Origin of the sequence: Azoarcus sp. L1K30 (assembly GCF_018122735.1) — a bacterium.
In the GTDB taxonomy this organism is placed as follows: Bacteria; Pseudomonadota; Gammaproteobacteria; order Burkholderiales; family Rhodocyclaceae; genus Parazoarcus.
On record NZ_JAGRRD010000001.1, the window covers coordinates 1556019 to 1577980 of the forward strand.

Genomic DNA, 21962 nt, shown 5'->3' on the forward strand with positions numbered 1-21962 from the left:
CTTGACGAACTTGATCACGCACGCACCGGGTCTGGCCCGCAGCATTGGCTTGCTGCTGGGCGCCCTGTTCCTGTTCGTCCTGCTCGACTCCACCGCCAAGCATCTGGCACAAACCTATCCCGTACCGATGCTCGTGTGGGCGCGATACACCGTCCATTTTCTGCTGATGGTGGTGTTTCTTGCGCCGTCGATGCGCATGCGCCTCATCAGCACCACCCGCCCCGCTCGCCAGATCATCCGGGCCGTGTGCCTGCTGGGGACGACCTGTTTCGGCATGGCCGCACTCTCGCGCATGCCATTGGCGGAAACGACGGCCATCGTCTTTGCCGCGCCACTTATCGTGACATTGCTCGCCAGGCCCTTGCTTGGCGAGCACATCGGTGGCATGCGCTGGATCGCTGCCCTGATCGGCTTTGTCGGCGTGCTTTTGATCGCGCGACCGGGCAGCGGGCTGGTTCCTTCCGGTATTGCGCTTGCACTCGGTGGCGCGATGTCCTATGCGCTGTACCAGATTCTGACCCGCCAATTGAGCACCACCGAAAATCCGGTCGCCATGCTGTTCTACACCGCGCTGATCGGTACCCTGGCGATGACGCTGCTGCTGCCGTGGATCTGGGGCGGTCCGATGCCCGGCCTCCGCGACGCACTGCTGATCGCGTCCTTGGGCATCTACGGCGGAACCGGCCACTTCCTGCTGATTCGCGCATTTGCGTCCGCGCCCGCCTCGGTGCTGTCGCCCATCCTCTATGTGCAACTGATCTGGGCCATGCTGGTCGGCTGGGCGCTATTCGGTCACTTTCCGGACGAGATGGCATTGATCGGCATTCTGACCATCGGCGCAGCCGGCGTCATCATCGCGATCGACAGCCGGCGCGCCGGCGCCAGCAGCCGGCACAAGGTCTAGCCAATTCATCGGCATCCCTCGCGGCGCGAATCAGGTTCGCCACGGCCGTGGCAGGCGTTCGAGCAGGCCGGTAGCCAACCCCGTCCCCAACAGGATGACAGCGCAGCCTGCCAGCATGCTCAACGATACCTTCTCGTCGAGCAGCGCAGCACCCCAGAACATGCCGAATACCGGAATCAGAAAGGTGACCGTGACCGTGCGTGTCGGGCCAAGGCGCGACATGAGACGGAAGAACAGCACATAGGCCAGGCCGCTGCACACCACCGCGAGTAAGGTGGCCGCCCCCCACACGGGAAGCGTCGGGGACTGCGCCGGCCACCAGGCGACCGCCGGCGGGAGCAGCAGCACCGCTGCGTAAAGCTGACTGCCGGCCGCAGTCACCATCGGCGATACGCCGGTCATGAAGCGCTTGGTCAGGCTGCCGGCAATACCGTATGAAAGGGTTGCGCCGAGGCAGGCCAGCACTGCCCAACCGGAGCCCCCGTCCTTGAACGATACCTTGCCCCACACCAGAATCGCCACCCCGAACACGCCAACCACCATACCGACCAGGGCCGCGGTGCTCAACTTGTCCTTCAGCCACACCCAGGCCACGAGTGCCGTGAACATCGGCGTCGTCGCATTCACGATGGCCGCGAAACCCGCCGTGACGGACAAGGTTGCCCAAGCGTAGAGCACAAACGGCAATGCCGAAGCGGTCAGACCAATCATCAGTAGCGGACGCCAACGGCTGAGCAACTCCGAAACACCGCCCTGAAACGCAAGAATCGGAATCAGCACCGCGGCCGCTAGCCCCACCCGTAACTCGATCAGCGCAAAGGGTCCGAACGACGGCGCAGCAATGCGCATCAGCAGAAAGGAACCGCCCCAGATTGCTGCCAGCAGGAAGAGTTCGGCAAGGTCACGAGATTTCAAGGTGCCCCCAGCAAGGAATGACGCAACCGGGGCGTCGGAGCGCAATGATAGAATCTTGTCACCCCTTACTCAAACCGGCTTTCAAAACATGCTCTCCGAACAGCTTCGCGTCGAAATCCAGCGCTGTGTAGCCGCCTCGCTTGCAGAAGATATCGGCACGGGCGACCTCACTGCCCGTCTTGTGCCCGCCCAGTCCGAGGCGCGCGGCCGGGTGATCACGCGCGAAGACGCGGTCATTTGCGGCACCGCATGGTTCGACGCCGCCTTTGCCGCACTCAGCCCCGCAGCCACGGTCAAGTGGCACGTCAAGGACGGCGACCGCGTCGAGGCCGGCCAGGAGTTGTGCGAGGTTCTCGCGCGGGCCCGCGTATTGCTGACCGCCGAACGCACCGCCTTGAATTTCCTGCAATTGCTCTCGGGCACAGCGACCATCACTCGCCGCTATGTGGACGCGGTTGCCGGCACCGGCGCAAAGATCGTCGACACGCGCAAGACCTTGCCCGGTCTGCGTCTGGCACAAAAATATGCGGTGGCAGTCGGTGGCGGCGTCAATCATCGCATCGGTCTCTACGACGGCATCCTGATCAAGGAAAACCACATCATCGCTGCGGGCGGTATTCGCGAGGTCGTCGATCAGGCACGCATCATTGCGCCCTCCAATGTCTTCATCGAGGTCGAGGTCGAGAGCCTCGACGAATTGCGAGAGGCGCTCGATGCCGGTGTCAGCATGATCCTGCTGGACAACATGAGCCTCGAGGACATGCGCGAAGCCGTCGCCATCAATCGCGGCCGAGCTGAACTCGAAGCCTCGGGCGGCGTCAATCTGGCGCGAGTGCGCGAAATTGCCGAAACCGGCGTGGATCGGATTTCCATCGGCAGCCTCACCAAGGATGTGCACGCGCTCGACCTGTCCTTGCGTCATATCGAGGCCTGATCGACGGTCGGCGTAAGATTCTGGCTACCTAATCGACTCATGCTCGTCGAGCTGCGCGTCAACACAGGCAGGCCGGCGCGCGCAGCGGTCATGACCGGTGATGGCCGCGTTTTACCAGTGCTTCACCCCCGATCAACAGGCCACGGAGATCGCGCATGGCGCGTGCCCAGACCCGTACAGACACTCAGTCGCCGGCAGACGCACTATCCGATCCGGCCGTACTGACCGAACTGCGCAGGGACATGTTGCGTTTCGCGCAGATGCAACTGCGCGACGCCGCGCTGGCTGAAGACGCCGTGCAGGAGGCGATTGAAGCCGCCCTGATCAACGCCGCCCGCCACGAAGGCCGGGCGGCGCTCAAGACCTGGATCTTCAGCATCCTGCGCAACAAGATCATCGACATCCTGCGACGTGGCGCACGCACGGTGTCACTCTCCTCGATCGGCGACGACGACAGTACCGAGGACGAGAAAATCGATGCGCTATTCCGCGAGAACGGCCACTGGACCAAGCAGTCCCGCCCGACGCAATGGACCGCCCCCGACGACGCCCTCGGCAACAAGCAGTTCTGGGCGGTGTTCGAAGCCTGCCTCGACCGCCTGCCGGAGAACATCGCTCGCGTGTTCATGATGCGTGAAATGCTTGGCTTCGAGACCAGCGAGATCTGCACCCAGCTCGAGATCACCACCAACAATTGCCACGTTATCCTCTACCGCGCCCGCGCCGGTCTGCGCAGCTGTCTCGAAGGAAACTGGTTCCAGGCCGGAGATTGCCGCACATGCTGACCTGCAAGGAAGCCACCCGACTCAGCTCCGAAGCGCTCGACCGCGAACTGAACCTGCGCGAACGCCTGTCCTTGCGCATGCACATACTGATGTGCACCGGCTGCACCAATTTCGAAGAGCAGATGCGCCACTTGCGCAAGATCACCCGCCGCTATGCCAGCGGCGAAGCAAGTTCGGGTGACGACGACAGGGACCACCGGTAACACCTGCCCGCCCCGCCGCGCAGGAGGCGGCACGCTGGCACAGGGGTTGCGTTACGATTCCGGACAGAACGCCGTACACCGCAGCACTCGACCGCGGCCGGAGGCACATGAACACGTCCGAAATGGCAATGTTTGCCCGTACCTGCATCGCCAGCGCGCTGCGGGCCTGTCTTGCCGTACTGGTCATCCTGATCGCGGGGCAACCCGCGATGTTGCGCGCGGGCGAGCTGAGCCGGGCCGACATCGAAGCTCGTTTTCAAGCTCCGCTGAAGGTCGGCGATCGCCTTGCCAACGTCCCGGCGTGGCCCATCACCAGCGAACTGGCACCCGACACGGGCCCGGTGGCCTATGCCTTCGAATCGATCGATCTCGCGCCCATTCCTGGCTTCGAGGGCACCCCGTTCAATCTTCTCATCGCCATCGACCGCAAGGGCACCTTGCGCAGCGTCGAGGTCCTGCGCCAGCATGAACCGGTGTTTCTCAGCGGCCTTGGCGAAGCCCCACTGCACGAGTTCGTCCGGCAATATGCCGGCAAAAGCCTGCTCGAACCCATCAGCGTGGCCAGCATCTATGGCCGCGATCGCAATCGCGGCGACGGCGGTCGGCAGGTACTGGACGGCGTCACCAAAGCCACCGCCTCGATCCGCATCGTCAATCAGACCGTCCTCACCTCCGCGCTTGCGGTCGCGCGTGCTCAGCTCGCCTTCGCTGCGCCGTCGCAGCGCGGCCCGGTAGCCCGGGTGCGCACCGACCGCTACTCGCAACTCGATTTTGGCGCACTGCTGGAAGGTGGCTACGTGCGTCATCTGCGCCTGAGCAATCGCGAAGTCGAGGCGCTGTTTGCCGGCACCGAGGGGGCAGGTCAGGACGCGCAGGCGTTGACGGCGCCGGACGACACCGGCGTCGATTTCTATGTCGCCTATCTGAACGCGCCCACGATCGGCCGCAACCTGCTCGGCGACCGCCGCTATGCCTACCTGATGGAGCATCTCGAGCCCGGGCAGCAGGCGTACTGGGTCGCCACTGCCGGTCGTGCGTCGCTGCTCGACGACGATTTCGTGCGCGGCACCGTACCCCGACGCCTGTCCCTGACGCAGGACAGCATCGCCTATGAAACCCGGGATCTCGACCTCGAGCCAGTCCCACCGCCTGGCGCACCGCCGTTCAACAGCATGCTGGCCGTGCAACTGCCGCCGCTATCCGGACTCGACCCGGCACAGAATGCACGTTTCGGGCTGACCCTGAGCCGCGCCCGTGGTTCGATCCTGCCGGTCACGACCGAGCGCACGGTGCATCTCGACTACGCCCCGCCGGCCGCCTTGATGACCTATCCGCCCGCCCCACCGCCGGACTGGCTCGTAGCCTGGATGGACCGCGGCGTCGACCTCGGCATCATCGCCGCAGCACTCGCAGTGCTCACCCTGGTGCTTGCCCGGCCACGGTGGATTGCCGTCAGCGCCACTCGGCTGCGCATCTTCCGTCTGACCTTTCTCGCCTTTACCCTGGGGTTCGTCGGCTGGTACGGGCAAGGGCAACTCTCCATCGTGCAGCTGACCGGTGCCATCAAGTCGCTTGCTGCGGGCCAGGGGCTGTCGAGCTTTCTTTATGATCCAATCTCGCTGCTGCTGATTGCCTTCACCGCACTCTCCTTCTTCATCTGGGGGCGCGGCACCTTCTGCGGCTGGTTGTGCCCCTTTGGCGCATTGCAGGAATTCGTCAGCCTGCTCGGCCGTCGGCTTGGCATCCGCGCGCGCCGTTTGCCGACAGGCCTGGCCAATGCCCTCGATCGCGGCCGCTACGTCATCCTGGCCGCGCTCGCCCTGTGCGCCCTGTGGGTACCGCAAGCGGCAGAGCGCCTGGTGGAAGTCGAGCCGTTCAAGACCGCGATCACCGTCGGATTCGACCGCAGCTGGCCGTTCGTCACCTATGCCGTGGCCTTGCTGCTCCTGAGCGCGATCTACTACAAGTTCTTCTGCCGCTTCCTGTGCCCGCTCGGCGCGGCCATCACGCTGGGGGGCAAGCTGAGGCTGCCCGACTGGCTCGCCCGCCGCAGCGAATGCGGCCAGCCCTGCCAGACCTGCCGCCACCGTTGCAGCTACGATGCGATCAAGCGCGACGGCCGGATCGACTACGACAACTGTTTTCAGTGCCTCGACTGCGTCGGCATCTATCACGACGACCAGCGCTGCGCGCCACTGATTCTTTACCGGCGCAAGGGGCGAACAGTAAGGCGCTGAAGCCACTCCTGAACGCGCAGTGCGTGCCGGCTTGCGCTAACATGCGCTGAGCCGAACAGACACCAGACTCATGAAGAAAATCGACCACAACAAGCTCGACCAGATCGTCGCCGACGCCAGACGCAACGCCGACTCGCGCAGCGACGGCTACCGCGAACGCGCGCTGAAGATCTATCCATGGGTCTGCGGCCGCTGCGCGCGCGAGTTCACCCACGTCAATCTGCGCGAACTCACCGTCCATCATCGCGACCACAACCACGACAACAATCCACCCGATGGCAGCAACTGGGAATTGTTGTGCATCTACTGCCACGACAACGAGCACCAGCGCCAGCTCGAAGCGCAGGCCGGCGGCAGCACCATGACCGATAACGGCAGCGTGGCCACGCATTCTCCATTCGCAGACCTGAGGGCAAAGCTGGCTGCGAAGAAAAACTGAGTCGGACAGGCTCGGCCAGTACCCGCCACGTCCATGCCGCGATCAAGTGCTGCTTCGCGGTGCCGGGGCAACCGTCGTGTGCGACGGTCAATTCCGTGTCGTTCGCGATCGGAACGACCCGCTATACTGGGATGACATCGTTGAAAATTGTGGGGAGGACATCATGTCGGACCACGTATACAAGATCGTCGAACTCGTGGGCTCGTCCCCGACAGGCACGGACGATGCCATCCGTAACGCCATTGAAAAGGCCGGCCATAGCGTGCGCCACATGGACTGGTTCGAAGCCACCGAAATCCGCGGCCACATCTCGAACGGCGGGATCGCCCATTTTCAGGTCAAGGTAAAAGTGGGCTTCCGCCTGGAAGAGTGATTCAACGCGTTGTCTGGCTGCTCGCGGCAAAGGCGTCTCGGATCGCCTCCACCCGACGGCGATTGACGCCAAAATCGTAATACCCCGTGCGTGAAGCCGAACGCACCTGAATCTGACCGGGCGGCTCGAAGCGGAATTCGACGTCGTCGATGAAGCCGAACACGGCCGAGCGGAACTCGACACCCACATTCCGCCCGCCTTTGCCGACGAGCGTTGCCCGCTCCATCCCTGCCAGCACTGCAAGCAGGCGCTGCCTTGCCGCGTCCGCCGTATCACTATAGGTGAGCGGGTCGACATGCATCTCGCCCACCATCAGTGACGAAACACAGTTTGGCGATGCCGGACAGGGCGCGAGGGGTTCGTCAGCCACCGCCGTGCCTGCCACATCGTCTCCGGCCGCCAGACACGCGATGACACCGACAAAGGCAAAGCGTCTGCAGCACCTCGATGTCCCCACTCTCACCTCACATCCAATATATAAATTTATCACATCATAGAAAAATTCAAATGCATGGATATTGCGTCGCAGCATACGCCACAGTATGCTTAAGCCGTCTCCTCCACCCTCCTCCTTTGGTGTGGATTTAGCCCGGACCCGAAAGCGTCCGGGCTTTTTTATGTTGCGGCCCCATTCCGGGGTAGTCGAAACCCGTCTGACCAGCGGGGGCGCCGCCGTCGTGCTGGTGCCATCTCAGGCCAAGGCCCTGGCACATAGGCGTGGGGGTAACGTCAGCGCCTGGCGTCCTTGCAGAAGGCCTCGAAATCGTCCATCGGCATCGGTCGTGCAAACAGGAACCCCTGCCCGAAATCACAACCCGCGGCGTGCAGGATATTATGCTGATCCTCATTCTCGATGCCCTCGGCAACGACCTGGATGCCAAGTTTGTGCGCCATCGCGATGATCGCCTCGGAGATGGCTCGGTCGCCGGGTGAAGACGACAGCGCGCTGACGAAGGAGCGATCGATCTTCAGAAAATCGATGTCGTAGCGCTGCAAATAGCCCATGGCCGAATAACCCGTGCCGAAATCGTCCAGTGCCAGTCGCACGCCGGCGCCGCGAAGCTTGTGCAATCGCTCGGTCACTTCGGTGCGATCATCGAGCAGCAGGCCTTCGGTGATCTCGACGATGATGGCACTGCCAGGCAGCTGGAGGCGCTCGAGCTCCTTCAGCCATGCATCGTGCGTCCCGGCGGTTGCAAACTGCCGTGGTGATTTGTTGATGCTGATCTCGATGGGCGGCATTGCCGATGCCTGTGAAGGTGACCTCCAGGATGCTGCCGTGCCCGCGACCTGCATGAACACCCAATCGCCGATCTCGCCGATCAACCCAATCTCCTCGGCGATCGGTATGAATTCGGCGGGCCCCACCATCCCGCGCTCTGGATGGTGCCAGCGCAGAAGGGCCTCTGCCTTCACGATCGCGCCGGTACGCATATCGACGATCGGCTGGTAATACACTTCCAGCTGGTTCTGGTGCAATGCCTGCCGAAGGTCGTGCGCCAGATTCCGACGCCATTCGGCCGCTTGCTGCAAGTCGGCGGTAAACCACGAATATCCATTGCGCCCGGCCGCCTTTGCCGCATACATGGCCTGGTCGGCGTGCTTGAAGAGCGTTTCAACATCATCGCCATCATCCGGAAACAGCGTCATCCCCACACTGGCAGAAACATAGGCGCGCTCGGACTTCAGGGTGAAGGGGCGCATCACGCTCGCCACAATCGCCCTTGCCAACCGCTCAGCAACGACCGCTTCTTTGAGTCCGGCAACCAGCACGGTAAATTCGTCGCCCCCAAGGCGTGCAACCGTGTCCGACTTCCTGACACAGGCCGAAATTCTCAATGCGGCTTCCTTCAGCAGTGCATCGCCGGCATCGTGGCCCAAGGTGTCGTTGACGTCTTTGAAATGATCCAGATCGATAAAGAGCAGTGCCACGGAAGTGCCCTCGCGCGCCGCAAGTCGAAGTGCCTGCGACATGCGATCGTAAAACAGCTGGCGGTTCGGCAATCCGGTCAAGGCGTCGTAGTTGGCCTGCAACCAGACTTTTTCCTCGGCTGCCTTGCGCTCGGTCACGTCGGTGAAAATCGCGACTCTCCGCAGGATTTCGCCTGCGTCATCGTGCACCGTGTCGATGGTCAGCCATTCCGCAAAAATTTCCCCGTTCTTGCGTCGATTCCAGATTTCACCTTGCCACGAGCCGGTTTTCAGAATTTCATCCCACATGGCACGATAGAACGTCGATGACTGCCGCCCGGAGCTGAGTATTCGCGGATTCCGGCCAATGACATCATCGGCGGCATATCCCGTGGTTCGATTGAAAGCCGGATTGACGGCGAGAATGCGATTGTCGGCATCGAGAATCATGACGGACTCGCTGCTCGCGTCATAAACGGAGGCTGCCAGCTGCAATTGTTCATCTGCACGCTTGCGCTGGATCGCAATGCTGATGAGCGCAGACATCTCCTGGATATCCTGGCGGTCGGACGGCCCGAGCTCTGCCTGTTGACGGCCAAACACGACAAGCATGCCGTCGATCTCTCCCGCCCTCGACATCAGGGGCTCTGAACAGCGTGGCACCATGGACAGCGGCTCGGCGAACTCACGGAGCGACAGCCAGTATCCGCTGTTCTCCTCTTTCTGCGCTGGGCCGCCATCCAGATGCCCGCAGGTACATATCTTCACCTCGTCAGAGCCAAGCGTCAGCGTTCGCCCCAACAACGGGACGGCCTCATCCGGTGCGGAAATCACGCGGAACACACCATTTCCACGCGTCATCAAGACGGCGAAAGCCAGGCCAAACTTGGTCCGTGCCATTCCGCTCAGTGCGGTATCCAGAACACGCTGCAGGCTCCCCCCGCGCGCCAGCTCCTCCATCATGCGGGTACGAATTCCCGATCGTTCGGCGTCCCGCCGACGACGGTCAATATCGACGATCGTTCCGACCATTCGCAATGCCGTGCCATCTGCCCCGCGCTTGATCACCGCCCCGCGCGACAGGATCCAGACCCAGCGCCCGAGACATGTCCGGACCCTGTACTCACAGCTAAAGGTCGACGATTCCCCATTCAGGTAGGACTGCAGCGCCGCTCGCCGGCCGGACGCGTCCATTGGATGCACCCGTCTCTCCCACCCGGCAATGGAGTCGACCGTACGGTGTTCGTCTTCACCGAGGAACTGGTTCGCCGTCGCGGACAACGTAAACCTGTCCGTGGCGAGATCCCAGTCGAAAACCCCATCACCCGCCCCCTCGAGCGCGAACTTCCAGCGTGCCTCACTCTCGTTGAGTGCCTCTGTCGTGCGTTTGCGTTCAGTGATGTTACGCACTGAAGAGAAAATGACAGGTTCACCGTCGACAACGAGCGCAGCCGTACTGATTTCGACGTCGACGATACGCCCGTCTTTGCCGCGGTGCCGCGTTTCGAATACGGCGTGCTCCGACTTTGGTTCAATTCGCTCGGCCAGTAGCCGCTCGATGTCGGCACGCGAATGACTCGCGTCAATATCGAATACGGACATCTCCAGCAATTCGGATCGCTCGTACCCCAGCATGGCGGCACTCGCATTGCTGACTTCGAGAAATTTCCCATCTGCATTCAGGATGTACACACCATCGCTGGCCATGTGAAGCATCATCTGGTACCGCTGACTGACCCGCGCGATGGTCTGCTCAGCTGCCTTGCGATCGCTGATGTCGGTCTTGATGCCGACAAAATGCGTGGCCGCTCGCCCATCGATACGCACCGGGGCGATGACCAACTCCTCGCAATAAATACTGCCGTCCTTGCGCCGATTGAACAGTTCGCCGCGCCAGACCTGGCCAGCGCTCAGAACTTTCCACATCTTCTCGTAAAACGCCGGAGGCTGCAGACCGGATTTGACCAGTTCAGCTGGCTTGTGTCCGATTGCCTCGTGCAGCGTATAGCCCGTAAGAGCGGTAAACGCGGGGTTGGCCCATTGAATCCGGACGTCGGCGTCAGTGATCACGATCGCATTCGGTGCAGCCTCGAGCGCAGTGGTCAACACCCGGTCCTGCTCCTCAGTGGCGGCGATCCTCGCCGCCGCCTGGGCACGCTGTCGCAAGCTGACCAGGACACCGACGGCAAAGGCAACGATGAGGGCGGTCATCGCGAGTCCGGCAATGAGCAACGTCGTTCGCTCCTGAGCCGATACCGCATCGATGCTGTCGACAGACTTGCCGACGGAGACAATCAGGCCCAGAGCGGGCAGTCCGCGCACGCCGTAAATTCGCTCCACGCCATCAACGCTGGAACTGTGCTGGATCACGTCGGAACCATCGCTGCGAAGGTCAGCGGGAATCAGCCCGTCGACCTTCTTGCCGATGGCGTCATCCAGGTCCGGGGAACGAGCCAGAATCTCGCCCGACGCTCTGAAGAGATTGACAACCCCGCCTTCGCCAAGGCTGATCTTTTTGTAAAAGTTCGAAAAGTACTCGGGCGCGACCGAAATCACGATCACGCCACCGAACGAGGCGTCCGCATTAATGATGGGCCGGGTGAACTGGATGCTCCAGCGTTTCGAAACGCGGCCAAGTACCGGCTTGCTGACGAACAACCGGTCGGCATGGGACTGCTGGTGAACCCTGAAATGCTCCCGGTCGGCCAGGCTGACCGGTTTGGCATCCGGATCAAGATTGCTGTACGCCAGTACGCCAGTGCCATCGATGACTGCAATCTGAAAGCTGACGTTCGGATCGAGACTGCGTTGCTGTTCAAGCACATATCGATCAAAGTCTTCGCGCCTGACAATCGGCACATTGTGCCGCAGCGCAAGCAGGGAAAGATCGAGCGCTCGAGCCGACGACTCAACGTGCTCGGCGAAGGCCAGTGACAGGTTGCTGAGATCGCGATGTGCAGCCTGCAGACCGTGCTCCCGTGCATGCCGTATCTGGTGCGAGATTCCGAGCCAGATGCACGCGATCAGGATCACGAAAAAAACGATGAGGTGATATCCGATTGCGGGAATACGCGACGCTTCACGACGAGCCAGACCCGGCACATAGTCCATATGCATTAACCACCGAACCTAGCTGCGCAACTGCGCGATGATCGAGAAAGAAACCACACGACGCCAGCGTGCAATAGAAAACAACACTGTAGTGCTTCCGCGCTGTTGAGGACTTGCGCCCCATCAAGCCCACGGCCACTTACTTTAGCAGTAACGGCTTACCGGCGTTGGAGAACGATCTGGTGGCGCCGATCCGGCATGTTGCCAAGCGGGCATGACGCACTCAAAGAGAGGACATTCAGAGATCGCTGCCAAGCCGGAAGGGACGGTCATGGGCATTCGTCCTCAAGTCACCACCAAGCGCGCGGTAGTACGGAAGGCGAATCACCGCACTGCGGAAATCAAGAAACCTCGATCATCCAGGATTCTCGTATCCAACTGGCGGAAGCGGTGAGATTCGAACTCACGAGGGGCGTAAACCCCTGACGGTTTTCAAGACCGTTGCATTCAACCGCTCTGCCACGCTTCCGGAAGGCCGGCAGTATAACACCGGCCACCGCGAGTTCAAGGAATGACCACGCCGCTCAGGGCTGCTCGAACAGCGCGATCGACTCCACATGCGAGGTCTGCGGAAACATGTTGGCGATGCCGGCGCCGCGCAGGACGTAGCCCTTTTCATGCACGAGCACGGCGGCATCGCGCGCGAGCGTGGCCGGGTTGCACGAAACATAGACGATTCGCGCGGGCAGCTGTTGCGGGCCGAGCGCCTTCACCACGGCGATGGCGCCTTCCCGCGGCGGGTCGATCAGCAGTTTGTCGAGTCTTCCCAGTGCCGCCAGGCTGTCTTCCGTAGTTTCGAAAAGGTTGGCTGCGTGAAACTCGGTAAGGTCGGCGAGACCATTGCGGCGCGCATTCTCAAGCGCACGCAGTACCAAGGTGTCACTGCCCTCGACGCCGACCACGGTCGCGCCCGAACGCGCGATCGGCAGGCTGAAATTGCCCAGCCCGCAGAACAAATCCGCAATCCGCTCACCCGGCTGCGGGTCGAGCAGCTGCATGGCGCGGCGGATGAGCAGGCGATTGATGTGCACATTCACCTGGGTGAAATCGGTCGGCCGGAATTCCATGCTGATGTCGAACTCGGGCAGGGTATAGGCGAGCGCGGGACCCTCCTTGGGGTGGAAGCGATGGGCGGTTTCCGGTCCGCCCGGCTGCAGCCACACCTGCACGTCGGCCTCAACGGCGAACGCCTTCAGGCTGTTCCTGTCCGCCGCATTGAGCGGCACGAGATGACGAAATACCAGTGCAGTTGCGGTATCGCTTACCGCGAGTTCGATCTGCGGCAAGCGATCCGGCACTGACAGCCCTGCGATCAACTCGCGCATGCGCGGCAGCAGCGCCGAAATGTCCGGCGGCAACACCTCGCAGGCGCGCATGTCGGCAATGTAGCTCGATCGTCGTTCGTGAAACCCGATACGCAGTCCGCCCTTGCTCGGCACCAAGCGCGCGCTGATGCGGGCGCGGTAGCGATAGCCCCAGGACGGGCCATGAATCGCGGCATGAATGATGCCGGGCCTGAGCTTGCCGATATGCCTGAACGCGTTCTCCATGACGCGCTGCTTGGCCGCTGCTTGCGCAACCGGGTCGAGGTGCTGCATTGAACAGCCACCGCAGATGCCGTAGATGGCGCAGCGCGGCGTGACGCGTTGGGCGCTCGCACGGATGACGCGCACCACCTCGGCCTGCTCGTAGGTCGGCCGGCTGCGGTGCACCGCATATTCCACGGTTTCGCCCGGCAGCGCGCCGTCGACAAACACGGCCTTGCCATCGACGTGGGTGACGCCGCGCCCCTCGTGGTCCAACGATTCGATGACTGCGATCGGCATGATGCGCCTCGATGGAGAAAAGCCCGCGATTTTAGCGCATGCGCACGCAGCGACGCTGCTCGCGCGAGTACTTTCGCGACACGGCGAAGGGGCGTGAAGCCCCTCCTCCCGTCACTGTTGTTGCCATGGCACGGAGGCTGCGCCGTCGATGCTCGACGCCTATAATGCCCGCCATGATGAAAACCCTGCTCGGGGGCATGTCGCCCCGCCAGTTCCTCGAAGACTACTGGCAAAAGAAACCCCTGCTCGTGCGCCAGGCCGTACCCGGTTTCACCGGTGTCGTGTCCCGCGACGAGTTGTTCGATCTCGCCTGCGATGAAGATGTCGAATCGCGTTATGTGCGCTACCTGCCAGACTCCCCCGGCAGCGAGTGGGTGCTCGAACGCGGGCCACAAACGCGGGGACGCCTGCGCGGCAAGCGCCAGCCGTGGACCGTGCTGGTGCAGGGCTTGAACCTGTGGGTGCCGGCGGGCGACGCGCTGTTGCATCAGTTCGACTTCATTCCGCAGGCTCGCCTCGACGATCTGATGGTGAGTTACGCGGTCGATGGCGGTGGCGTCGGCCCCCACTTCGACAACTATGATGTCTTCCTGCTACAGGGCATCGGCAAGCGCCGGTGGCAGATTGCCGACCAGGAAGACCGTACGCTGGTCGAAGACGCGCCGCTGCGCATCCTGAAGCATTTCACCCCCGCACACGACTGGATCCTGGAGCCGGGCGACCTGCTCTACCTGCCGCCGCACTGGGCCCACAACGGCACCGCCATCGGCGAATGCACGACCTACTCGATCGGCTTTCGCTCGCCGACGGCGCAGGAACTGGGTGCTGAATTTCTCGGCTGGATGCAGGAACGCATCTGCCTCGACGGCCTGTATGCCGACCCCGACCTCGAACTCCAGGACAATTCGGCCGAAATCGGACCAAAGATGATCGACCAGATCGAGCGCATGCTCGCCGGCATCACCTGGTCGCGCAAGGAGGTGGCCGCGTTCGTCGGCGAATACCTCACCGAACCCAAGTCGCACATCTTTTTCGATCCACCCGAAAAGCCACTCAGCCGCAAACGCTTCGACGCCGCGCTCAAGAAGCACGGCTTTGCGCTCGACGCCCGATCCCTGCTGCTATGGAACGAGACCGGCTTCTACCTGAACGGCGAGCCGCTAGACTTCGACCCGTCCGATCGTGAGGCCTTGGCGGCGCTCGCCCACCATCGCAAGGTGGCGGCCGGCACACCCTTCTCAGACACCTTCGTCGATCTGCTGCATCAATGGCATGAGGACGGATTCGGCCATCCAGCAACCGATCATGGCTGAACCCCTTGAGCGTGCGATCGACAGCTGGGCGGCGTATCGCTCGGCCCTCATCGAGACGGTCGACCGCGCCAGCTCAAGTCTGCTGATATTCGACCCTGATCTCGCCGAGACCGGGTTCGAGCATCCGGCCGGCGTCGACACACTCAAACAGCTGCTGCTGCGCTCGGCACAACTCGTAGCTGTTCGCATATTGTTGCAGGATTCGGGTTTTCTCGAGCGTCAGTGCGCAAGGCTGCTGACATTGCTCGGCCAGTACAACCAGAAAATCGAGATCCGGCTGGCTAGCGACCCGCGTGCGCTGCCAGACGCCGCATTTGTCGTGGCCGACGGCGTCCACCTGGTGACCCGATTCCACAGCGCCCGCCCGCGCGGAAAGTGCTGCGTCGACGACGCACGTTCGACAGCGCCGCTTATCGCACAATTTGAAACACTTTGGGTAAGCGCCACCCCCGGCCCAAGTGGCGTGCAGCTTGGGCTTTAGTCGCATTTTCTTGCATTTCGCAATGCACCAATCCGGTGGTTCGACGCAATCGTAACGTGCTAGCATTCGCGTGCTTCCGGTATCCGATATTCATCCTCGAACGGCCGGGCAACTGCTGTCTTCACCCAATCAAAAGGAAAACAACATGAAACTCTCCCTCCTCGCTGCCACCATGATGGCCCTCGCAATCTCCGCTTGCAGCAAGACCGAAGAACCGGCACCGGCACCAGCACCGGCGCCTGTCGAGCAGGCTGCTCCGGCCGCCGCGCCCGCCGCTGAAGAAGCGAAGGAAAGCGCCGCTGCTGCCGTTGAAGCCGCCAAGGAAAGCGGTGCGGCCGCCGTTGACGCGGTCAAGGAAGGCACTGCTGCTGCCGTCGAAGCCACCAAGGAAGGTGCTGCCGACGCAGTCGAGGCTGCCAAGGAAGGCGCCGCTGCTGCAGTCGAGGCCGCCAAGGAAGGCGCCGCTGCCGCGAAGGACGCAACCAAGGAAGCCATGCCGAAGTAATCCTTCTGCACACAAGGAAAAAGCCGGTCTGAAAAGACCGGCTTTTTTTATCGCTGCTGATCGCCGGGCTGCCGCGAATGGACAGACCGGCGCAACCCAATACTCAGCGCAACTCTTGCTGCAGCAGTCCAAGCATGCGCTTGGCCGTCTCGGACTTGTCGGCGCCACCTTCGCGGGTCAGCACGCTCACGACCGATGCATCGCCCTGCCCCACGACGCGCAGCTTGTACTCGCTGCCACTGGCAACCGGCTTTTCGCTGCTGCGCCAGAATGCAAGCTTGGAAAGGAAGCCGCTGTCCTTCTTGGTCTGATTGTCCGCTTCGGGATCGACATAGCGCACGAAGAACAGTCCCTGTGCGCGGTCACGGTCTTCGACGGTAAAGCCGATACGGTCGAGGGCCAGACCGACGCGACGCCATGCGCGGTCGAAGGGTTCTGCGATCTGCAGGTTGACCTGTCCATCCACCGTTGCCGACACCTTTGCACGCTCGGCTGTCGGCGCCGATGCCAGCGCCGCCTGGGCTCGGTTTTCGTCGGCGCCGAGCGCAATCATCAAGCGGCGCAGCATTTCGGCCTCGAGCTCGGGATCCGCCGGGCGCGGTTGCCACACCGTCATGTCCTTGCCCTCGTTCGGATAGATTTCCACCAGCCCGCGATGACTGATGTAGATCTCCACCGATTTGCCGTCCTTGCCGACCTCGAGACGGGTGCGAAACTTGTCGCGCTCGGGCGTCGAATACAGGCCGTCGATGACCTTGCCCAGCGTGGACCGGATGAAGTCCTGCGGAATCTTTGCGCGATCCTCTGCCCAGTCGGTTTCAAGTACGCCGATCTCGGGGTTGTCGATATTCAGGATGAAACCCAGTTCAAGCCAGAAATCCTTGACCTTGGGCCACAGGTCGGCCGCATTGCCCGGCACCACCAGCCAGCGCTGGCTGCCTGCACGTTCGATGCGCATGTTCTTGGGTGCCGGCAGCACATCGGTGCTGCTGCGCGCAGCCGGCGTCGCGGCACGGTCTGCACTGTAAGCGGAATAGGTGGCCACGCCGCGCGGTGTCACGTCGGGTACGGCGAAACGCTCGTCGCGGGACGGTGCGGTCAGATCGGGCGGAACCTCCAGCGGCGCGGTACGGCTGCCACTGGCACTCTTGTAATCGATACGCTTGGACTCAAGCATGGAACTGGAGCAGCCTGCGAGCATCAGCGACAGCGCAAGCAGGGAAGCAGAGGTGCGCAACGAGCGGTTCATGAGGTTCCTGGAGAAAATACGGGTCAGAGATTGATACCGGCCTGGCGCATGGCCTGGCGCACACGTTCGTGACAGCTCTCGCTCAGCGGCGTCAGCGGCAGCCGGATACCGTCGCCCATCAGGCCCATGCGGGCCACCGCCCACTTGACCGGAATCGGATTGGCTTCACAGAACAGGTGACGGTGAAGACCGAGCAGACTGGCATTGATCGCGCGAGTCTTGAGCGCATCGCCCGCAAGCGCCGCCGCACACATCTCATGCATCGCTCGGGGGGCGACGTTTGCCGTCACCGAGATCGTTCCGTGTCCGCCCAGCAGCATGAAGGCGGCAACGGTCATGTCGTCACCGCTGTAGAGTGCGAAACCATCCGGCGCACGCTCGATCAGGTCGCAATTGCGATCGATGCTGCCGGTCGCGTCCTTGACGCCGATGATGTTCGGAATCTCGGCCAGGCGAAGCGTCGTATCGTTGGCGAGATCGGCCACCGTGCGGCCCGGCACGTTGTAAAGGATCAACGGCAATTCGATCGCTTCGGCGATGGTGCGGAAATGGCGGTAGAGCCCCTCCTGCGTCGGCCGGTTGTAATAGGGCACGACGGACAGATGGGCTACGGCACCGGCCTGCTGGGCGAAACGGGCCAATTCGACTGCTTCCGCCGTCGAGTTGGCGCCGGTGCCTGCGATGACCGGAATGCGGCCCGCGGCATGCTCGACCGATGCGCGGATGAGCTCACAGTGTTCGTCGACTGCGACAGTCGGCGATTCGCCGGTCGTGCCGACAATGACGATACCGTCTGTGCCTTCGGCGATGTGCCAGTCAATCAGGCTGCGCAAACGGGGAAAATCCAGGCTGCCATCCTCATGCATCGGCGTGACGATGGCGACAATCGATCCGGTAATCATTGCGGGGACCAAAACGATAAAAACCTGATTCTAACCGATCGCCGCAACACAGCCAGCCCCGGCGTGCGTTCCGTGCTGCGGATCGCGCAGATCACAGATCGGCCAGGGCCTTGATGTGGGACACCACCGAGCGTGCCAGCGAGCTCAGCGAATACCCGCCCTCGAGCAGCGAGACGACGCGCTTGTGCCCGCAATCCTCAGCCACCGACTTGATCTGCTGTGTCGCCCAGATGTAATCGGCCTCGACCAGGCCCAGCGAGCCCATGTCGTCCTCGTAGTGCGCATCGAATCCGGCGGAAATGAAGATGGCCTGCGGATTGTGGTTGCGCAGCGCGGGCACCCAGATATCGCTGACGACCTGACGGAAGGCGTCGCCACGCGTGCCGGCCGGCACCGGCACATTGCACATGTGCTTGGGCTGGTTCTCGACACCGCTGTAGGGATAGAACGGATGCTGGAAGATGCTCACCATCATCACCCTGGGGTCGTCGCGGAAGATGTCCTCGGTTCCATTGCCATGATGCACGTCGAAGTCGACGATGGCCACGCGCTCTAGCCCGTGCGCATCGGTGGCATGCCGGGCGGCGATGGCGACGTTATTGAGAAAGCAGAACCCCATGGCCTTTGCCCGCTCCGCATGATGACCAGGCGGGCGAATGGCACAGAACGCATTCTCGATCTCGCCCTTGAGCACGAGATCGGTGGCAAGCACGCCCGCACCGGCCGAGCGCAGCGCCGCCTTCATGGTGTTCGGGCACATCGCGGTATCGGGGTCGAGATGGCGAATGCCGTGCTCGGGAACGCTGTCGAGCAGTTCTCCCAGGTAACTCGCCGGATGCACGCGCGTCACCTGCTCGTCCGTTGCCAACGGTGCATCATAGAACGAAAGGTACAGATCCAGCCCCGCAGCGATCAGCCGGTCGTTGATCGCCCCCAGTCGATCCGAACATTCGGGGTGATGCGCCCCCATGTCATGCAGCCAGCAATCACGGTGCGTAATGAACGCCGTTGTCGTCATACCCCTCCTCTCCTCATTAGGGCGAACTTTCCCCGAGCAGCCGTTTCAAACGGCCGTTGGTAATGGCCCATGGTGCGGGCTCGCGATCTTTGTCGTCTATTATCACCGCTTCCAGATCAATTTCACAGTACGCATAAACATGCCCCGTCGCCATGCAATCAGGCTGCTCGAAGCCGCCAGCCAGATCATCCTCGGCAAGGAACACGAATTGCAACTGGCGCTTTGCTGCCTGATCGCGCGTGGTCATCTGCTGATCGAGGACATGCCCGGCGTGGGCAAGACGACCCTCGCCCATGTACTGGCACGCTTGGTCGGACTCCACTTCCAGCGCATCCAGTTCACCAGCGACCTGCTGCCGGCCGACATCGTCGGCGTCTCCGTTTTCGACCGCGACACCGGCAGTTTCCGCTTCAACCCGGGCCCGGTGTTTGCGCAACTCATCCTCGCCGACGAGATCAACCGCGCCACCCCCAAGACCCAGAGCGCCCTGCTCGAATCCATGGAAGAGCGCCAGATCACCGCCGACGGCGCCACCCTGCCCCTGCCTGAGCCCTTCTTCGTCATCGCCACGCAGAACCCCTCGACCCAGATTGGCACCTTCCCGCTGCCCGAGAGCCAGCTCGATCGTTTCCTGATGCGCATTCACCTTGGCTACCCCGATCACGCAGCCGAGCGTGCGCTGCTGCTGGGCGAATCGCGCCGCGACCTGATCGAACGCCAGCAACCGGTGATTTCGCCCGCGCAACTGATCGAGTTGCAACACGCGGCCCGCGACATCATGGTCGCCGACCGGCTGATCGACTACATACAGGCCCTGCTCGCCGCCACACGGCACAGCACCGAGCTGACCGGCGGACTCAGCCCGCGGGCGGGGCTGGGGCTGGTCGCGCTGGCACGCGCTTGGGCGCTGATCGAAGGGCGCGACCACGTGCTGCCGGAGGACGTACAGCGCATGTTCCCGCATGTGGCCGGCCACCGCCTGCATGTGGCCGGCGACGGACGACCGGTGGCAACGGCCTCACTCGAACGTCTGCTGAAGTCCGTGGCGGTGAGCTGATGACGGTCGTCGGCGCCGTCTCCGGCGCGAGCCGAAACGTGATCGACCGCTGGCTATTCCGCCTCGGTCGCCCCGAAGCCGGCCCGATCATCCTCTACCAGCGCCGCATCTACGTACTGCCCACCGCGGCCGGATACGGCTATGCGATCGCGCTAGTGGTCATGCTGATCGCGTCGATCAACTACAACCTCAGCCTTGGCTATGCACTGACGTTTCTGCTCGCTGGCGTGGCGGTCGCAAGCATCGTGCACGCCTTTCGCAACCTGTTGCATCTGTCGATCCGTGGCGGGCGTGTCGAACCGGCATTCTGCGGCGAGCGCCTCGTCTTCCACCTGTTGATCGAGAACCGCCGCCCGGCGCGCCGCCCCGCCCTCGTCCTGCGTGCGCATGACGCGCATGCCGCATTCGGGGTGGCGCCTGGCGCCATCGCCGAGACCGCGCTCCCAGTGCCGACAACGAGGCGCGGCGCGATCGCGCTCGGGCGCACCATACTGGAAACCCGCTGGCCGCTCGGCCTGATCCGCGCATGGAGCGTGTTCATTCCCGAACTCACCGGTCTTGTCTACCCCGCGCCCGAGATCGATCCACCCGCCTTGCCGTCACACGCCGCCGGTGACGCCCGCGGACAGCACAGCCCGCACGATGGCGACGACGACTTTGCCGGCTTGCGCGCTTATCAGGCCTCTGACTCGCCACGTCACCTCGCGTGGAAGGTCCTTGCCCGCGGCGGCCCGTTGATGACCAAGCAGTTCTCCGCGCTCGAAGGCGGCGATCTCACGCTCGAGTGGGCCGCATTGCCGGCCTCGATGGACGACGAAAAGCGCCTGTCCAGACTCACTTCGTGGTTGCTGATCGCCGAGCGCAGCGGAGAGCGCTATGCGCTGCAGTTGCCAGGCAGCTACTTTCCTTTCGGCCGCGGCAAGGTTCATCTGAACCAATGCCTGCGCGCGTTGGCAATGTATGGCCAGGCGCCGGTCACGCCGGGCGGCGATGTTCAGGCTTAGACGCGCGCGCACCGGCGCATCGGGCCCGGCCGAAACAGCCACGCTGCGACGCGACCAGGGGCTGTGGCTGGTTGGTGCCGCGGCGCTGACGCTTGCGCCTCATGCACTGGCGCTGCCGCTCTGGGTCACGGGCTTGAGCGCGCTACTGCTGGGTTGGCGGCTTGCCTTGCTGTTGCGTGGCAGTCGCGCGCCCAATCGCCACTTCGTGCTGCTGATCGCCATTGCCGCGGGTGTCGGCACCCGTCTGGCCTACGGACATTTCTTCGGCAAGGACCCGGGGCTGGCCTTTCTCGCCCTGCTGCTCGGACTGAAACTGCTCGAGACCCGAAGCATGCGCGACATCCGCGCGGCGGTGCTGCTCTGCTTCTTTCTCCAGCTCGGCGTGTTCTTCGACAATCAGACGGTGCCGGTCGCGGTACTCGCCGCGGGCGCCACCCTGCTGTCGATCGGCGCGCTGCTGGCCCTGTCCGACCCGGACGCAAGCCACCGCGAACGCCTGCGCACGAGCGCCGTGCTGCTGGCACAGGGCCTGCCCTTCATGCTCGTCCTGTTCGTGCTCTTTCCCCGCATTCAGGGCCCGCTGTGGGGCCTGCCGGCCGACGCCCACAGCGGCATGAGCGGTCTGTCCGACACCATGGCACCAGGCTCGATCAGCGAACTCAGCCTGTCCGATGCCATCGCCTTTCGCGCCGAGTTTGCCGACGGCGCACCGCCACCGTCACAGCGTTACTGGCGTGGCCCGGTACTGAGTCTCTTTGACGGAACGACTTGGCGGGCCGCGCGCCACCCCGAGAG

Annotated in this window: 21 protein-coding genes and 1 tRNA gene; 14 read left to right on the forward strand and 8 right to left on the reverse strand. The window is 62.9% G+C overall.

Annotated elements, in window-relative coordinates:
* The first annotated feature begins 1 nt into the window (after position 1).
* Positions 2-904 carry a DMT family transporter gene (locus J5J83_RS07045; RefSeq protein WP_249115644.1) on the forward strand — a complete coding sequence of 301 codons (903 nt, stop codon included), beginning with the start codon at positions 2-4 and terminating at the stop codon, positions 902-904.
* Positions 905-934: 30 nt separating this feature from the next.
* Here J5J83_RS07045 and J5J83_RS07050 read toward each other — a convergent pair whose 3' ends face one another.
* Complete coding sequence (locus J5J83_RS07050) at positions 935-1819, reverse strand: DMT family transporter (RefSeq protein WP_212347061.1); 885 nt, start codon at positions 1817-1819, stop codon at positions 935-937.
* 88 nt (positions 1820-1907) lie between these two features.
* Here J5J83_RS07050 and nadC point away from each other — a divergent pair, with 88 nt between their 5' ends.
* The 6 genes from nadC (at position 1908) to J5J83_RS07080 (ending at position 6790) form a co-directional block, all read left to right on the forward strand.
* Complete coding sequence (nadC, locus tag J5J83_RS07055) at positions 1908-2753, forward strand: carboxylating nicotinate-nucleotide diphosphorylase (RefSeq protein WP_212347064.1); 846 nt, start codon at positions 1908-1910, stop codon at positions 2751-2753.
* A 155-nt stretch (positions 2754-2908) separates the two neighbouring features.
* Positions 2909-3538, forward strand: coding sequence for a sigma-70 family RNA polymerase sigma factor (locus J5J83_RS07060; RefSeq protein WP_212347067.1), 630 nt, complete (start codon positions 2909-2911; stop codon positions 3536-3538).
* Entirely contained in the window at positions 3532-3741 is a 210-nt protein-coding gene (locus J5J83_RS07065) for a zf-HC2 domain-containing protein (RefSeq protein ID WP_212347070.1), read from the forward strand. The genes J5J83_RS07060 and J5J83_RS07065 overlap by 7 nt, the downstream gene beginning before the upstream one ends.
* Before the next feature lie 107 nt (positions 3742-3848).
* Positions 3849-5978, forward strand: a complete 2130-nt coding sequence (locus tag J5J83_RS07070) for a 4Fe-4S binding protein (RefSeq protein ID WP_249115645.1) — start codon at positions 3849-3851, stop codon at positions 5976-5978.
* Between the two features lie 70 nt (positions 5979-6048).
* Positions 6049-6417, forward strand: coding sequence for a YajD family HNH nuclease (locus J5J83_RS07075; protein ID WP_212347073.1), 369 nt, complete (start codon positions 6049-6051; stop codon positions 6415-6417).
* A 163-nt stretch (positions 6418-6580) separates the two neighbouring features.
* Positions 6581-6790, forward strand: coding sequence for a dodecin (locus J5J83_RS07080; protein ID WP_212347076.1), 210 nt, complete (start codon positions 6581-6583; stop codon positions 6788-6790).
* 1 nt (position 6791) lies between these two features.
* Here J5J83_RS07080 and J5J83_RS23115 read toward each other — a convergent pair whose 3' ends face one another.
* Positions 6792-7160 (reverse strand): DUF1499 domain-containing protein, encoded by a 369-nt coding sequence (locus tag J5J83_RS23115; protein ID WP_212347079.1) that lies wholly within the window; start codon positions 7158-7160, stop codon positions 6792-6794.
* A 359-nt stretch (positions 7161-7519) separates the two neighbouring features.
* Positions 7520-11359, reverse strand: coding sequence for an EAL domain-containing protein (locus J5J83_RS07090; protein ID WP_212347082.1), 3840 nt, complete (start codon positions 11357-11359; stop codon positions 7520-7522).
* A gap of 21 nt (positions 11360-11380) precedes the next feature.
* Here J5J83_RS07090 and J5J83_RS07095 point away from each other — a divergent pair, with 21 nt between their 5' ends.
* On the forward strand, positions 11381-11635 hold the full coding sequence (locus tag J5J83_RS07095; RefSeq protein ID WP_212347086.1) for a hypothetical protein: 255 nt from the start codon (positions 11381-11383) through the stop codon (positions 11633-11635).
* Between the two features lie 556 nt (positions 11636-12191).
* On the opposite strand, the gene J5J83_RS07100 is transcribed toward J5J83_RS07095, so the two are convergent.
* Both J5J83_RS07100 and rlmD read right to left on the reverse strand, forming a co-directional pair.
* Positions 12192-12281, reverse strand: a tRNA-Ser gene (locus J5J83_RS07100).
* Positions 12282-12336: 55 nt separating this feature from the next.
* On the reverse strand, positions 12337-13638 hold the full coding sequence (gene rlmD / locus J5J83_RS07105; RefSeq protein WP_212347089.1) for a 23S rRNA (uracil(1939)-C(5))-methyltransferase RlmD: 1302 nt from the start codon (positions 13636-13638) through the stop codon (positions 12337-12339).
* A 173-nt stretch (positions 13639-13811) separates the two neighbouring features.
* On the opposite strand from rlmD, the gene J5J83_RS07110 reads away from it, so the two are divergent.
* The 3 genes from J5J83_RS07110 (at position 13812) to J5J83_RS07120 (ending at position 15937) form a co-directional block, all read left to right on the forward strand.
* Positions 13812-14951, forward strand: coding sequence for a cupin domain-containing protein (locus J5J83_RS07110; RefSeq protein ID WP_212347092.1), 1140 nt, complete (start codon positions 13812-13814; stop codon positions 14949-14951).
* Positions 14944-15432 (forward strand): hypothetical protein, encoded by a 489-nt coding sequence (locus tag J5J83_RS07115; protein ID WP_212347095.1) that lies wholly within the window; start codon positions 14944-14946, stop codon positions 15430-15432. Before J5J83_RS07110 ends, J5J83_RS07115 begins: the two co-directional genes overlap by 8 nt.
* Positions 15433-15577: 145 nt before the next feature.
* On the forward strand, positions 15578-15937 hold the full coding sequence (locus tag J5J83_RS07120; protein ID WP_212347098.1) for a hypothetical protein: 360 nt from the start codon (positions 15578-15580) through the stop codon (positions 15935-15937).
* Between the two features lie 103 nt (positions 15938-16040).
* Here J5J83_RS07120 and bamC read toward each other — a convergent pair whose 3' ends face one another.
* The 3 genes from bamC to J5J83_RS07135 form a co-directional block, all read right to left on the reverse strand.
* Positions 16041-17186: an outer membrane protein assembly factor BamC gene (gene bamC, locus J5J83_RS07125; RefSeq protein ID WP_212347101.1), complete on the reverse strand. Its 1146-nt coding sequence runs from the start codon at positions 17184-17186 to the stop codon at positions 16041-16043.
* A gap of 23 nt (positions 17187-17209) precedes the next feature.
* Positions 17210-18088: a 4-hydroxy-tetrahydrodipicolinate synthase gene (dapA, locus tag J5J83_RS07130; RefSeq protein WP_212347104.1), complete on the reverse strand. Its 879-nt coding sequence runs from the start codon at positions 18086-18088 to the stop codon at positions 17210-17212.
* A gap of 91 nt (positions 18089-18179) precedes the next feature.
* A complete protein-coding gene (locus J5J83_RS07135; RefSeq protein WP_212347107.1) occupies positions 18180-19106 on the reverse strand; it encodes a histone deacetylase family protein in 927 nt (308 codons plus the stop codon).
* 139 nt (positions 19107-19245) lie between these two features.
* Here J5J83_RS07135 and J5J83_RS07140 point away from each other — a divergent pair, with 139 nt between their 5' ends.
* From J5J83_RS07140 to J5J83_RS07150, 3 genes are all read left to right on the forward strand, one after another.
* Positions 19246-20163, forward strand: a complete 918-nt coding sequence (locus J5J83_RS07140; RefSeq protein ID WP_212347109.1) for an AAA family ATPase — start codon at positions 19246-19248, stop codon at positions 20161-20163.
* Positions 20163-21167 carry a DUF58 domain-containing protein gene (locus tag J5J83_RS07145; protein WP_212347112.1) on the forward strand — a complete coding sequence of 335 codons (1005 nt, stop codon included), beginning with the start codon at positions 20163-20165 and terminating at the stop codon, positions 21165-21167. Before J5J83_RS07140 ends, J5J83_RS07145 begins: the two co-directional genes overlap by 1 nt.
* The coding region (locus J5J83_RS07150) for a DUF3488 domain-containing protein (RefSeq protein ID WP_212347115.1) at positions 21154-21962 on the forward strand (809 nt) is incomplete at its 3' end. The genes J5J83_RS07145 and J5J83_RS07150, both read left to right, overlap by 14 nt.

Bases quoted from the DNA above. Each gene is read 5' to 3' on its own strand.
- J5J83_RS07070 (WP_249115645.1), top strand. From the start codon at position 3,849: ATGAACACGTCCGAAATGGCAATGTTTGCCCGTACCTGCATCGCCAGC.
- J5J83_RS07065 (WP_212347070.1), top strand. From the start codon at position 3,532: ATGCTGACCTGCAAGGAAGCCACCCGACTCAGCTCCGAAGCGCTCGAC.
- J5J83_RS07115 (WP_212347095.1), top strand. From the start codon at position 14,944: ATGGCTGAACCCCTTGAGCGTGCGATCGACAGCTGGGCGGCGTATCGC.
- J5J83_RS07060 (WP_212347067.1), top strand. From the start codon at position 2,909: ATGGCGCGTGCCCAGACCCGTACAGACACTCAGTCGCCGGCAGACGCA.
- J5J83_RS07135 (WP_212347107.1), bottom strand. From the start codon at position 19,106: ATGACGACAACGGCGTTCATTACGCACCGTGATTGCTGGCTGCATGAC.
- J5J83_RS07080 (WP_212347076.1), top strand. From the start codon at position 6,581: ATGTCGGACCACGTATACAAGATCGTCGAACTCGTGGGCTCGTCCCCG.
- dapA (WP_212347104.1), bottom strand. From the start codon at position 18,088: ATGATTACCGGATCGATTGTCGCCATCGTCACGCCGATGCATGAGGAT.
- J5J83_RS07145 (WP_212347112.1), top strand. From the start codon at position 20,163: ATGACGGTCGTCGGCGCCGTCTCCGGCGCGAGCCGAAACGTGATCGAC.
- bamC (WP_212347101.1), bottom strand. From the start codon at position 17,186: ATGAACCGCTCGTTGCGCACCTCTGCTTCCCTGCTTGCGCTGTCGCTG.
- rlmD (WP_212347089.1), bottom strand. From the start codon at position 13,638: ATGCCGATCGCAGTCATCGAATCGTTGGACCACGAGGGGCGCGGCGTC.
- J5J83_RS07140 (WP_212347109.1), top strand. From the start codon at position 19,246: ATGCCCCGTCGCCATGCAATCAGGCTGCTCGAAGCCGCCAGCCAGATC.
- J5J83_RS07075 (WP_212347073.1), top strand. From the start codon at position 6,049: ATGAAGAAAATCGACCACAACAAGCTCGACCAGATCGTCGCCGACGCC.
- J5J83_RS07120 (WP_212347098.1), top strand. From the start codon at position 15,578: ATGAAACTCTCCCTCCTCGCTGCCACCATGATGGCCCTCGCAATCTCC.
- J5J83_RS07110 (WP_212347092.1), top strand. From the start codon at position 13,812: ATGATGAAAACCCTGCTCGGGGGCATGTCGCCCCGCCAGTTCCTCGAA.
- nadC (WP_212347064.1), top strand. From the start codon at position 1,908: ATGCTCTCCGAACAGCTTCGCGTCGAAATCCAGCGCTGTGTAGCCGCC.